Raw genomic sequence first — 13758 nt, 5'->3', positions numbered from 1 at the left:
GGCCGGCGTGGACAAGACCCAAGACACAACACCGATTCAGGGAAGAAACCGGTCAGGCGGACTCGCGTTCCACCAGTTCCGTCGGCAGGACCACCGGGTCGCCGACCGGGTCGCCGCCGATCTGGGTCAGGAGCAGTTCGGTCATCGTGCGGGCCTGGTCGACGATGGGCTGGTGGATGGTGGTCAGCGGGGGTTCGGTGTGGCGGGCCATCTCGATGTCGTCGTAGCCGACCACCGCCACGTCGGCCGGGACCTGGCGGCCGGCGTCGCGGAGGGCGCGCAGTGCGCCGATGGCCATCAGGTCGTTCGCGACGAACACCGCGTCCAGGTCCGGGTGGTGGTCGAGCAGGGCCGTCATCGCCTGCTGTCCCGACTCCCTCGTGAAGTCGCCGTACGCCACCCGGTCGGCCTTGCGGCCGGTGGCCGACAGGGCGCGGCGGTAACCCGTGAGGCGGTCGATGCCCGCCGTCATGTCCTGCGGGCCGGCGATCGTGGCGATGCGGTGGCGGTCGGCGGCCAGCAGGCGTTCGGCCGCCAGCTGGGCGCCGCCCACGTTGTCGACGTCCACATAGGACAGACCGGGCATCGGGCGGGAGGGGCGGCCGCCGACGACCGTGGGGATCCCGGCCTCCAGCAGCACGCGGGGGAGCGGGTCGTCGTCGTGCATCGAGGCCAGCAGCACGCCGTCCACGTGTCCACTTCGGACGTAGTCGGCGAGCTGCGCGTGCTCCGCGGTGTTCTGCGCGTTCACCAGCACCAGCTGCACACCGGTGCCGATGAGGGTCTGGCTCGTCGCGATGATGATGTTGCCGAGGTACGGGTCGTTGAGCACCGTGGCGTCCGGCTCGCGCATCACCAGCGCGATCGAGTCGGTCCTGCGCATGGCGAGGCTGCGGGCCGCCCGGTTGGGCACGTAGCCCAGCGCCGCGATGGCCGACTCGACCGCCACCTTCACCTCGGGGGACACCCTCGGCGACCCGTTGATCACCCTGGACACGGTCGCCCGCGACACCCCCGCCTCGGCGGCGACGGTGTCGAGCGTGGGCTTCGAGATCATTCCTCGTCTATGCCGTTCGTCTGAATCACCTTCCGGTACCAGTGTGCGCTGTCCTTCCACACGCGGGCCTGTGTCTGGTAGTCCACATGGACGATGCCGAACCGCTTCGCGTACCCGTAGGCCCACTCGAAGTTGTCCAGCAACGACCACACGAAGTATCCCCGAAGGTCCACGCCGTGCGTGATCGCCTCGTGCACGACCTCCAAGTGGTCGCGCAGGTAGTCGATCCGCTCGTCGTCACGCACCCCGTCGACCCCGAGCTCGTCGTCGAACGCGGCGCCGTTCTCGGTGATCATCAACGGTACCGGCCGGTACTGGTCGTGCACCCGGTGCACCACGTTGCGCAGGCCCTGCGCGTCGATCGCCCAGCCCATCGCGGTCTGCGGACCGGGCGGCTGGACGAACCGGACATCGCGGCACCCCGGCCACGGCGACGGGCCGTCGACCGGCAGACCCGCCGGTCCGACGCTGTCGACCAGCGTCGGCGTGTAGTAGTTGATGCCCAGCAGGTCGACCGGCGCCGCGATCACCGCCAGGTCCGCTGGCAGCACGAACGACCAGTCGGTCAGCCGGGCCGTGTCCCGCAGGACGTCGACGGGGTAGTGGCCGCGGAACAGCGGGTCCAGGAACAGCCGGTTGGCGAGCCCGTCGATCCGCCGTACCGCGTTCGTCGCGGCCGCCGACGTGACCGCGGGCAGCACCGAGGACAGGTTCAGCGTGATCGACACCTTCGCCTGCTCCGGCAGCACGGCACGCAGCGCCTGCGTACCCAGCCCGTGCGCGAGCAGCAGGTGGTGCGCCGCCCGCAGCGCCAGCGCCGGGTCGGTGCGCCCCGGCGCGTGCTCGCCGGAGGAGTATCCGAGGAAGGCGGAACACCACGGCTCGTTCAGCGTGGTCCACACCGGGACCCGGTCGCCGAGTCGTGCCCCTACGAGCTCGGCGTACTCCGCGAACCGGGCCGCGGTGTCCCGCGCCCCCCACCCGCCGGAGTCCTCCAGCTCCTGCGGGAGATCCCAGTGGTAGAGCGTGAGCATCGGCTCGATGCCGTGCGCGGCCAGCTCGTCCACCAGGCGTTCGTAGTGGTCCAGCCCCGCCGCGTTGGCCGGGCCCTTGCCCGTCGGCTGGATCCGGGGCCACGAAACGGAGAACCGGTACGCGTGCAGCCCCATGTCGGCCATCAGTGCGACGTCGTCGCGGAAACGGCGGTAGTGGTCGGCCGCCACGTCCCCGGTGTCGCCGTTCGCGACCCGGCCCGGCGTGTGGCTGAACGTGTCCCAGATGGACGGTCCGCGCCCGTCCACGTCGTGCGCGCCCTCGATCTGGTACGCCGCGGTCGCCGCGCCCCACACGAAACCCTCGGGAAACTGGATCCCCGTCATCCCTTCACCGCCCCCTGCATGATCCCTCCGATGATCTGCCTGCCAAGCACCAAGAACACGATGAGCATCGGGAACGTCGCGATCACCGTGCCCGCGAGCACGAGGGAGTAGTCCACCTCGATGCCGCTGCGCGTGTTGGCGATCGCCACCTGCACCGTCGGGTTCTGCGTGTTCAGCAGGATCAACGGCCAGAACAGGTCGTTCCAGTAGGTGATGAACGTGAGCAGCCCCAGCACGGCGGCTCCCGGCCGCGCGATGGGCAGCACCACGTTCCAGTAGATCCGCAGCGTCGAGGCACCGTCCACGCGGCCGGCCTCGAGCAGTTCGGTCGGCATCGCGGTGGACAGGTACTGGCGCATGAAGAACACGCCGAACGCGCTCACCAGCGCCGGCACGATCACGCCGCGCAGGTCGTTCGCCCAGCCGAACCACTGGGTGACCATGATGTACAGCGGGATGATCGCGAGCTGTGTCGGCACCAGCATCGTGCCGACCACCGCGGCGAACAGCCCGCCCCTGCCGCGGAAGGTCAGCTTGGCGAACGCGAAACCCGCGAGCGTGGACGTGAACACCACCGCGACCGTGATGGTCCCGGCGACGATCAGCGAGTTGGTCAGCGCCAGGCCGAAGTTGCCCTGCTCGAACGACTTCGCCAGGTTGTCCCACAGCGAACCGCCCGGCACGAGCGGCGGGGGATAGCGGCCGATCGCGGACTGGTCGCGCGAGGACACCACGATCGACCAGTACAGCGGGAAGATCGACACGATGATGATCGCGAACAGGATCGCGTAGGTGCCCCAGCGGGCCTGGTCAGGGGAGCGTCTGTGTGCCATGTCAGTCGTCCGCCGATCGGATCCGGCGCACCAGCAGGAAGTTGACCAGTGCGATCACGACGGTGATCAGGAACAGGGTCCACGCGATCGCGGCGGCGTAGCCGTACCGCCCGTTGGTCCAGAACTGCTGGTACAGGTAGAGGACCACGGTCTGGAACTCCCGTTCCGGGCCGCCGTTGCTGTTGCGGGTCGTGTCGAACAGGAACGGCTCGGCGAACAGCTGCAACGCGCCGATCGTGGACACGATGACCGTGAAGATGATGGTGGGCCGCAGGCTGGGGATCGTGATGTGCCAGAACTGCTGCCAGCGGCTCGCCCCGTCGATCGACGCGGACTCGTACAGCTCGTACGGGATGGTCTGCATCGCGGCCAGGTAGATCAGCGCGTTGTAGCCGGTCCAGTGCCAGATCACCATCGAGGACACCGCGAGCCACGACGACCACTTGTCCGCGCGCCAGTCGAGCGGGTTGTCCATGAACGGCTGCAGGAACCAGTTCAGCAGCCCGAAGTCGCGGGCGAAGATCTGGTTGAAGATCAGCGCGACCGCCGCGACCGACGTGATGTAGGGGACCAGCACGCCCATGCGCAGGAACAGCCTGCCGCGCAGCCGGTAGTTCAGCAGGTGCGCGATCGCCAGCGCCAGCAACAGCTGCGGCACGGTCGAGACGATGCCGATGCCGAACGTGTTGAGCAGCGAGTTGTGGAAGTTCTCGTCCGACAGCAGCCTGCCGTAGTTGTCGAGCCCGACCGAGACGTCCTCGCTGCCGGGCTTGCGCGGGCTCCACGCGGTGGTCGAGATGACCGCGGTGTAGATCAGCGGGAACAGCCCGAACACCGCGAACAGCCCGAAGAACGGCAGGACGTACAGGTACGGCGAGCCCTTGACGTCGAAGCGGTACAGCCGGGAGCGCCACGCCTGCCTGCGGGCGGAGGGCCCCGAGGGGCGCCCCGGTGAGTCCGGTGGCGCCCCACGGTTGTCGAGCTGCCCTGACGTTCGCACGGTCATCCATCACCCGCGGCGGCTTTGATGTCGTTCATCGCCGACTCCCAGGCCTCCTCGGGATCGGTGCCCTGTTCGACGCTGTTGAGCGCACCGGCGAACGTGTTGCCGATGACGCCGCTCTGTGGCCCGACCACCTGCACCGGCGCGTTCTCCAGCGACTCGGGGTAGATCTTGCCCGCGGGGGCGTTCGAGAAGAACTCGGAGGTGAAGTCCGCGACCTCCGGCTGAGTCCAGGTCGACTCCTGGCTCGGGAAGTTGCCGATCGACTTGAACAGCTTGATGTTCTGCTCGGGTGCGGTCAGCCACTTCGCCAGCTCGACGGCCTTGTCGACGTTCTTGCCCTGTGCAGGCACCGTCACGTACGAGCCGCCCCAGTTGCCGGAACCACCGGGGATCTTCGCGATGTCCCACTTGCCCTTGGTGTCCGGGGCGTTGCCCTGGATGTAGCCCATCATCCACGCGGGGCAGGTGATCGTGGCGAACTGGCCCTGCTGGAAACCGGTGTTCCACTCGGGGGAGAACTCGGGCAGCGCGGCCGACTGGCCGGCCTTGATCGCGTCGACCGTCAGGTCCCACGCGTCCTTGACCGCCTTGTTCTCCTCGACGATCAGGTCGCCCTCGGGGTTGTAGAAGGTCTCCTTCTCGTTGCCGAGGATGCCGGTGAACACGTGGCCGCCCGCGTCGAACCACTTGGTCTCCGGCATCGCCGTCAGGAACTGGTTCCCGACGTCGACGTAGTCCTCCCACGTCGACCACAGCGCGGACACCGCGTCGCGGTCGGTCGGCAGGCCGGCCTGTGCGAACAGGTCGGTCCGGTAGCACATGGCGAGGCCGCCGATGTCGGTCGGCAGGCCGATCAGGGCGCCACCGTCCGGAGTGGACGCACGTTGCACGGTGGACTCGGTCCACTGGCCCGTGTCGACGTCCTTGTCCTTGAAGTTCACGAACGACTCGGACTGCCCGATGAAGCCGGACACCTGCCCGACCTCGATCACCTCGAGGTCCGCCGTCCCGGAGCCCGCGGTCAGGCGGGCCTGCAGGTTCTGGTGGTGCGTGCCGAAGTCACTGCGGTTCTCGACGATCTTGACGCCGTGCGCCTTCTCGTACTCGTCGTAGAGGGCGCGGTTGTCCGGTAACGAGAAGCTGTCGCCGAAGACGTTGATCGTCAGCGTGTTGCCGCCGTCCTCGCTCGCGTCACCACCTGAGCCACAGGCCGTGAGAACGAGGGCGGTCGCGGCGACGCACGCGACGATCCCTGGGTTGCGCATGTCTGGCCTCCTGCGGCCACGTCGGTGTGGGATGCATGAGAGCGCTCTCATGAGTTACCGAAGGATCTCGGGCGGACCAGGCTGTGTCAAGACCCTGTAACCGGGACGTTGTGGGACAAAGAGCCGGTCCCCCGCACCTGGGACGGGGCACGGGGGACCGGCGAGTGCGATCCGAGCCTCCACGTGGCCTGTTATGGGTCGCGCGGATCGCTGGTCCGCCTCCCCGGAATCCAAGGTACTGGTTTCGTTTCGGGGAGCTGTGCGGACGTTCGGTGGATGGTGGCTGGGTGCCGGCACGGTCCCCTGAGGTTCCGTTGCCCGGCGCGAACTCTGGCCAACCCTGCCGGGGCGACCGGCGAACGCGCCCCTAGCGCCCGAAGTTGAACCAGTTCACGTTGACGAAGTCGGCCGGCTGGCCACTGGTAAACGTCAGGAACACGTCGTGCACGCCGGTGACCCGGGAGATGTTCGCCGGTATCGTCCGCCAGCTGTTCCAGCCGCCGGTGTTGCCGACCGCGAAGCTGCCGATCGGAGCGTTCGACCGGGAGTCGAGGCGCACCTCGATCAGCCCGCTCACCCCGCCACCGGCGCCGGACGCGACCCTGGCCACGAACTGGGTCGCCGCGGTCGAGCCGAAGTCGATGTCGTCGTAACGGGCCCAGTCGCCGTTGCCCACATAGCCGACGTGACTGCCGCCGCCCGCGTCGGCCGTGCCCTCCACGGTCAGACCGCTCTGGCCGTTGAACGACTCGGCCTCGATGCGGTCGTACGCGCTGCCGCCGTCACCCGGCGGCGGGTCGGTCGGGCCACCTCCGCCGCCGCCACGCGACCACACGGCCACGTAGTCGACCAGCATGGGACGCCCCGGCACGGTGGCCGCGGTCGGCGTCACGTGACCCGCGACACCGTCGGGGAAGGCGCCGCCCATGGCGACGTTGAGGATGATGAAGTAGCCGGCGTGCGTGGTCATCTGGTTCCACGTGTCCGCGCCGACCTGGCTCTGGCTCACCGAGTGGTACTGCTGCCCGTCGACGTACCAGCGCAGCTGGTCGGCCGCGTCGTCCCACTCGAACCGGTAGGTGTGGAAGGCCGACTGGCAGGAGCTGCCCGGGCAGGCCCGGCTCGCGCCGATGCCGTTGTTCTCGTTGCACGGGCCACCGGGCGCGACGCCGCAGTGGAGCACGCCCCACACGGAGTTGATCCCGTTGACGTTCTCCATGATGTCGTACTCGCCGATGCCCGGCCAGTTCCAGTAGTTGCCGCGGTAGGGCGAGCCCAGCGCCCAGAACGCGGGCCAGTAGCCGAGCGCGCTGCTGCCGGTGACGTTCGGCATCTGGATGCGGCCCTCGATGCGCAGCGTGCCGCCCGACGGTGGCCGGAAGTCGCCGCGGTGGGTCTCGATGCGGGCCGAGGTCCAGTTGCCCGCGCTGTCGCGCAGCGGGGTGATGCGCAGGTTGCCGCCGCCGTCGAGGCTGACGTTGGCCGGGTTGTTGGTGTGGTAGGCGATCTCGCCGGTGCCCCAGTTGGCCGGGCCGCCGGGGTAGCCGTGGCCGATGTCGAAGATCCAGTTCGCCGACGACGGCAGGCTGCCGGCCGAACCGTTGAAGTCGTCGGCCCAGACCTGTGTCCAGCCGGAGTCCGGCGGCGGCACCGACGCTTGCGCCGTGTAGGTCAGGGGTGTCAGTACGAGCACTGCGGCGGCCGCGGCGCCGAAGGCGAACCTCCGGCGCGCAGGCGCACGTGTAGTGGGCATGGGCGGTGACCTCCTTGTCACGCTCGGGCAGGGTTCCGAGTGCCTGGCATGCAGGCCGCAGATGTTGCCGTTAGTCATGGAAGCGCTCTCACAACGGATTGTCAACAGGTCGCAACATTTCGCTGTTGTTCCACCTGCGGGCCGGTCGGTTACGCTGGCGTAGGCGAAGCAGCCGGTGCCTGACGGGCCTCACCAGGGCGAAGGGCGCATATCGCGCGGATCATCCAGATCGTTACATCCAACGCGGAAAATCCGCCGTCGACGCATGGCTCCTGGGTTTCGGGACTGTTAAGCTCACGTCAACACGCGGGCCACCGCCGTCCCGCGCCCAGCTGACAGTTGAGCGCGAGGACGACGAGGGAGGTCGACGCGTGATCTATTCCGCCGTACCCACCGCACGAGGTCTTTACGACCCCACCACCGAACGTGACGCGTGTGGCGTGGCGATGGTCGCCGACATCCGGGGGCGCAGGTCACACGGTATCGTGACCGACGCCCTCGTGGCGCTGGCCAACCTGGAGCACCGCGGCGCCGCCGGCGCCGAGCCCACCAGCGGCGACGGTGCCGGCATCCTGCTTCAGCTCCCCGACGAACTGCTGCGCGCGGTCGTCGACTTCGAACTCCCCGCGCCGGCGCCAGACGGTGCCGCCACCTACGCGGCGGGCATCGCCTTCCTGCCCCAGGACCTCGACGAGCGGGCCAGGGCCGTCGCGCTGGTCGAGCGCATCGCCAAGGAAGAAGGCCTCGAGGTCCTCGGCTGGCGGGACGTGCCGGTCGCACCGGAGGCCGCCGACGTCGGCCCGACCGCGCGCTCGGTCATGCCGCACTTCGGGATGCCGTTCGTGGCCGCGCCGACCGACGGCAGCGGCAACCGCATCGGCGGGCTCGAGCTGGACCGCATGGCGTTCTGCCTGCGCAAGCGTGCCGAGCACGAGAGTGTCGCTTCCGGCTGCGGTGTCTACTTCCCGTCGCTGTCCGCGCGCACGGTCGTCTACAAGGGAATGCTGACGACCGCGCAGCTGCCCGCGTTCTTCACCGACCTCACCGACCCGCGCCTGGCGAGCGCGATCGCGCTGGTGCACAGCCGGTTCTCCACCAACACGTTCCCGTCGTGGCCGCTCGCGCACCCGTTCCGCTTCGTCGCGCACAACGGCGAGATCAACACGATCCGGGGCAACCGCAACCGTATGCGCGCCCGTGAGGCGCTGCTCGCGAGCGAACTCCTGCCCGGCGACCTGACCAGGCTGTACCCCGTCTGCGACCCGGACGGGTCGGACTCCGCTTCCTTCGACGAGGTCCTGGAGCTGCTGCACCTCGGCGGCCGCAGCCTCCCGCACGCGGTGCTGATGATGATCCCGGAGGCGTGGGAGAACAACGCCACCTTGGATCCCAAGCGCCGTGCGTTCTACAAGTTCCACTCCAGTCTGATGGAGCCGTGGGACGGCCCGGCCTCGGTGACCTTCTCCGACGGCACGCTCGTTGGCGCGGTGCTCGACCGCAACGGACTGCGTCCCGCCCGGTGGTGGCGCACCACCGACGACCGCGTCGTGTTCGCGAGTGAGACCGGGGTGCTCGACCTCCCGCCGGACCAGGTCGTCGCGAAGGGACGGTTGCAGCCCGGCCGCATGTTCCTGGTGGACACCGCGGCGGGCAAGATCGTCGACGACGACGAGATCAAGGCGGCGCTCGCCGTCGAGCGGCCGTACGAGGAGTGGCTGCACGCGGGCCTGCTCAAGCTCGCGAACCTGCCCGACCGCGAGCACGTCGTGCAGACCAACGAGTCGGTGCTGCGCCGCCAGCTCTCCTTCGGCTACACCGAGGAGGAGCTGAAGATCCTGCTCCAGCCGATGGCGATCAACGGCGCGGAGCCGATCGGGTCGATGGGCAGCGACACCCCGCCCGCCGCCCTTTCGAAGCGGTCACGGCTGCTCTACGACTACTTCAAGCAGAACTTCGCCCAGGTGACGAACCCGCCGCTGGACGCGATCCGCGAGGAGATCGTCACTTCGGTGCAGCGCATCATGGGCCCGGAGCAGAACCTGCTGGAGCCGGGTCCCGCGTCGTGCCGTCACATCGAGCTGCCGTACCCGGTGATCGACAACGACGAGCTGGCCAAGCTCATCCACGTCAACGACGACGGCGACATGCCCGGCTACGCCTGCACCGTCATCCCCGGTCTGTACGAAGTGGACGGTGACGGCGACGCGCTCGCGGCCGCCATCGAGCGGGTCCGGCGCGAGGCGTCCGAGGCCATCGCGGCCGGGGCGCGGACGCTGGTCCTCTCCGACCGGGACGCCGACCACCGGATGGCGCCGATCCCGTCGCTGCTGCTGGTGTCTGCGGTGCACCACCACCTGGTGCGCACCAAGGAACGCCTGCGGGTCGCGCTGGTCGTCGAGACCGGCGACGCCCGCGAGGTGCACCATGTGGCGCTGCTACTGGGTTACGGCGCGGCGGCGGTCAACCCGTACCTGGCGTTCGAGACGATCGAGAACCTGATCCGGCGCGGCACGCTCACGGGCATCGAGCCGAGGACCGCGGTCCGCAACTACGTGAGCGCGCTGGTCAAGGGCGTCCTCAAGATCATGTCGAAGATGGGCATCTCGACCGTCGGCGCCTACACCGCGGCGCAGGTGTTCGAGGCGTTCGGTCTCGCGGGCGACGTGCTCGACGAGTACTTCACCGGCACCAGCTCGAAGCTGGGCGGTGTCGGCCTCGACGTGATCGCCGCCGAGGTCGCCACCCGCCACCACCGGGCGCACCCGGAGAACCCGACCGACCGCGTCCACCGGCGCCTCGAGGTCGGCGGCGAGTACGCCTACCGCCGCGAGGGCGAGCTGCACCTGTTCACGCCGGAGACCGTCTTCCTGTTGCAGCACGCGACGAAGACGCGGCGCGAGGACGTGTACCGCGAGTACGTCGCGGAGGTCGAGCGCCTCAACCGCGAAGGCGGGGCGCTGCGCGGCCTCTTCAGGTTCAAGGGCGACCGCGCGCCGATCCCGATCGAGGAGGTCGAGCCGGTCGAGGGCATCCTGAAGCGCTTCAACACCGGCGCGATGTCCTACGGCTCGATCAGCGCGGAGGCACACGAAACCCTCGCCATCGCGATGAACCGCATCGGCGGCCGGTCCAACACCGGTGAGGGCGGCGAGGACACCGACCGGCTCTACGACCCGGAGCGGCGCTCGGCGATCAAGCAGATCGCGTCCGGCCGGTTCGGCGTCACGAGCGAGTACCTGGTCAACGCCACCGACCTGCAGATCAAGATGGCGCAGGGCGCGAAACCGGGCGAGGGCGGGCAGCTGCCGCCGAACAAGGTGTGGCCGTGGATCGCGCGCACCAGGCACTCGACCGCGGGCGTGGGGCTCATCTCCCCGCCACCGCACCACGACATCTACTCGATCGAGGACCTCGCGCAGCTCATCCACGACCTGAAGAACGCCAACGAGCACGCCCGCGTGCACGTGAAGCTGGTCAGCGAGCTGGGTGTCGGCACGGTCGCGGCGGGTGTCTCCAAGGCGCACGCCGACGTCGTGCTGATCTCCGGGCACGACGGTGGCACCGGCGCCTCCCCGCTGAACTCGCTGAAGCACGCGGGCACGCCGTGGGAGGTCGGGCTCGCCGAGACGCAGCAGACGCTGATGCTCAACGGTCTGCGCGACCGGATCACCGTTCAGGTGGACGGCGCGATGAAGACCGGCCGCGACGTCGTGGTCGCCGCGCTGCTCGGCGCCGAGGAGTACGGGTTCGCGACCGCGCCGCTGATCGTCGCGGGCTGCATCATGATGCGGGTCTGCCACCTCGACACCTGCCCGGTCGGCGTGGCCACGCAGAACCCGGTGCTGCGCGAGCGGTACACCGGCCAGGCCGAGCACATCGTCAACTACTTCCACTTCATCGCGAACGAGGTGCGGGAGCTGTTGGCGGAGCTTGGTTTCCGCACGCTGGACGAGGCGATCGGGCACGCCGAGCTGCTGGACGTCGACGACGCCGTCGAGCACTGGAAGGCAAAGGGCCTCGACCTGTCGCCCATCTTCGCGGTGCCGGAGACCACGTACTCGAGCGCGCGCCGCCGCGTGCGCGGTCAGGACCACGGTCTCGACCAGGCGCTGGACCGCACGCTCATCCAGCTCGCCGAGGCGGCGCTCGAGGACGCGCACCCGCTGAAGCTGGAACTGCCGGTGCGCAACGTGAACCGCACCGTCGGCACGCTGCTGGGTGCCGAGGTCACCCGCCGCTACGGCGGCGACGGCCTGCCCGACGGGACCATCCACATCGAACTGACCGGCTCGGCCGGCCAGTCGCTCGGCGCGTTCCTCCCGGCCGGCATCACGCTCGACCTGATCGGCGACACCAACGACTACGTCGGCAAGGGCCTGTCGGGCGGGCGGATCATCGTGCGACCGCACCCGGACTCGGCGTTCGCCGCCGAGCAGCAGGTGATCGGCGGCAACGTGATCGCCTACGGCGCGACGAGCGGGGAGATCTTCCTGCGCGGCCGCGTCGGGGAGCGGTTCTGCGTCCGCAACTCCGGCGCCACCGCGGTCGCCGAGGGGGTCGGCGACCACGCGTTCGAGTACATGACCGGCGGCAGGGCGGTGGTGCTCGGCCCGACCGGGCGCAACCTCGCGGCCGGCATGTCCGGCGGCATCGCGTACGTCCTCGATCTGGACCAGAAGCTGGTCAACACGGCGATGGTCGACCTGCAGCGACCGTCCACAGAGGATCTGAGGTGGCTGCGCGACATCGTCGCCGCGCACCACAGGCACACCGGGTCGGCGGTAGCAGCGTCGCTGCTGGGCGACTGGACACGCCGCGGGGCGTCCTTCACGAAGGTCATGCCGCGCGACTACCAGCGCGTGCTCGAGGCCATGCGACTCGCAGCGGCCGAGGGGCGCGACATCGACGAGGCGGTCATGGAGGCTTCGCGTGGCTGACCCCAGTGGTTTTCTCTCGCACGAACGCACGGACGCGCCGAAGCGGCCCAAGCAGGACCGGCTGGCCGACTGGGACGAGGTGTACCTTGACCAGGACGCGGCGGAGCGGGACAAGCAGGTCCGCACCCAGGCGACGCGGTGCATGGACTGCGGCATCCCGTTCTGTCACTCGGGTTCCGCCGGGTGCCCGCTCGGCAACCTGATCCCCGAGTGGAACGACCTGGTGCGGCTCGGTGACTGGCCGGGTGCCAGCAACCGCCTGCACGCCACCAACAACTTCCCCGAGTTCACCGGGAAGCTGTGCCCGGCACCGTGCGAGGCCGCGTGCGTGCTCGCGATCAGCCCGCTGTCCGGTGGGGCGGTCGCGATCAAACGGGTCGAGGAGACCATCGCCGAGGTCTCGTGGGAGAAGGACCTGATCCGCCCGCGCCAGGCGACCGTGTCCTCCGGCAGGAAGGTCGCGGTCGTCGGCTCCGGCCCGGCCGGGCTCGCCGCCGCGCAGCAGCTGACGCGTGCCGGGCACGAGGTCACCGTGTACGAGCGGGACGACCGGCTCGGCGGGCTGCTGCGGTACGGCATCCCCGAGTTCAAGATGGCGAAGAAGGTCCTCGACCGGCGCCTCGCGCAGCTGCGCGAGGAGGGCACCCGGTTCGTGACCGGCTGCGAGGTCGGTGGCTCCGGACCCGGCGACCTGTCGGTGGAGACGCTGAAGGCCAGGTACGACGCGGTGGTCCTCGCGGTCGGCGCGCTGCGTGGCCGCGACGCGCAGGACGTCCCCGGACGTTCGTTGAACGGCGTGCACCTCGCGATGGAGCACCTGGTGCCCGCCAACAAGGAGTGCGAGGGCGATGGCCCGACCACCATCTCCGCCAAGGGCAAGCACGTCATCGTGATCGGCGGCGGCGACACCGGCGCCGACTGCTACGGCACCGCGACCCGCCAGGGCGCGCTGTCGGTGACGCAGCTCGACCAGTACCCGCAGCCGCCGACCGCCCGCGACGACGACCGGTCGCCGTGGCCGGTGTGGCCGTGGATCCTGCGCACCTACCCCGCGCACGAGGAGGCGGGGGAGCGGCGGTTCTCGGTCGCGGTCGAGTCCTTCGTCGACGACGGCCACGGCAACGTGAAGGCGATCCGGCTGCGCGAGGTGAAGGTCCGCCGCGACCCGGTGACCGGTGTCCGTGAGGTCACGCCGGTCAACGACCACGTCGAGGAGCTGCCCGCGGACCTGGTGCTGCTGGCGATCGGCTTCGAGGGCGTGGAGCACATGCCGCTGCTCGACGGCCTCGACCTGTCGCTCTCGCCGCGCGGCACGCTCTCGTGCGGTGCGGACTGGCAGACACGGGCCGAGGGTGTGTTCGTCTGCGGCGACGCACACCGCGGCGCTTCCCTGGTGGTGTGGGCGATCGCGGAGGGCCGATCGGTCGCGAACGCCGTCGACGCGTTCCTCACCGGTCACTCCGACCTGCCCGCCCCGGTGATCCCGACGGCCCTGCCACTTGCCGTCGTCTGAGAACTCGGTCCCGCA

8 protein-coding genes are annotated in these 13758 nt (G+C 69.6%); 2 read left to right on the top strand and 6 right to left on the bottom strand.

Translation table 11 applies throughout. The features are described from left to right. Positions 1-52 precede the first annotated feature (52 nt). From ACFPCV_RS21950 to ACFPCV_RS21925, 6 genes are all read right to left on the bottom strand, one after another. Positions 53-1057: a LacI family DNA-binding transcriptional regulator gene (locus ACFPCV_RS21950; protein WP_378058157.1), complete on the bottom strand. Its 1005-nt coding sequence runs from the start codon at positions 1055-1057 to the stop codon at positions 53-55. Beyond that, positions 1054-2436, bottom strand: coding sequence for a GH1 family beta-glucosidase (locus ACFPCV_RS21945; RefSeq protein WP_378058156.1), 1383 nt, complete (start codon positions 2434-2436; stop codon positions 1054-1056). Before ACFPCV_RS21945 ends, ACFPCV_RS21950 begins: the two co-directional genes overlap by 4 nt. Next, positions 2433-3269: a carbohydrate ABC transporter permease gene (locus ACFPCV_RS21940; protein ID WP_378058155.1), complete on the bottom strand. Its 837-nt coding sequence runs from the start codon at positions 3267-3269 to the stop codon at positions 2433-2435. Before ACFPCV_RS21940 ends, ACFPCV_RS21945 begins: the two co-directional genes overlap by 4 nt. 1 nt (position 3270) lies before the next feature. Next, positions 3271-4275 carry a carbohydrate ABC transporter permease gene (locus ACFPCV_RS21935; protein ID WP_378058154.1) on the bottom strand — a complete coding sequence of 335 codons (1005 nt, stop codon included), beginning with the start codon at positions 4273-4275 and terminating at the stop codon, positions 3271-3273. Further along, the gene (locus ACFPCV_RS21930; protein ID WP_378058153.1) at positions 4272-5540 is read right to left on the bottom strand and encodes an ABC transporter substrate-binding protein; all 1269 of its coding nucleotides are present in this window, start codon (positions 5538-5540) and stop codon (positions 4272-4274) included. The genes ACFPCV_RS21935 and ACFPCV_RS21930 overlap by 4 nt, the downstream gene beginning before the upstream one ends. Positions 5541-5907: 367 nt before the next feature. Continuing rightward, positions 5908-7293 carry a glycoside hydrolase family 16 protein gene (locus ACFPCV_RS21925; protein WP_378058152.1) on the bottom strand — a complete coding sequence of 462 codons (1386 nt, stop codon included), beginning with the start codon at positions 7291-7293 and terminating at the stop codon, positions 5908-5910. Between the two features lie 371 nt (positions 7294-7664). Here ACFPCV_RS21925 and gltB point away from each other — a divergent pair, with 371 nt between their 5' ends. After that, the gene (gene gltB / locus ACFPCV_RS21920; RefSeq protein WP_378058150.1) at positions 7665-12230 is read left to right on the top strand and encodes a glutamate synthase large subunit; all 4566 of its coding nucleotides are present in this window, start codon (positions 7665-7667) and stop codon (positions 12228-12230) included. Then, positions 12223-13743 carry a glutamate synthase subunit beta gene (locus tag ACFPCV_RS21915; RefSeq protein ID WP_378058149.1) on the top strand — a complete coding sequence of 507 codons (1521 nt, stop codon included), beginning with the start codon at positions 12223-12225 and terminating at the stop codon, positions 13741-13743. Before gltB ends, ACFPCV_RS21915 begins: the two co-directional genes overlap by 8 nt. Positions 13744-13758: the final 15 nt, after the last annotated feature.

The sequence above is a fragment of the Actinophytocola glycyrrhizae genome (assembly GCF_042653545.1).
GTDB classification, from domain to species: Bacteria; Actinomycetota; Actinomycetes; order Mycobacteriales; family Pseudonocardiaceae; genus Actinophytocola; species Actinophytocola glycyrrhizae.
The sequence above is the reverse complement of the archived record's forward strand: the minus strand, read 5'-3'. Positions and strand labels throughout refer to the sequence as shown.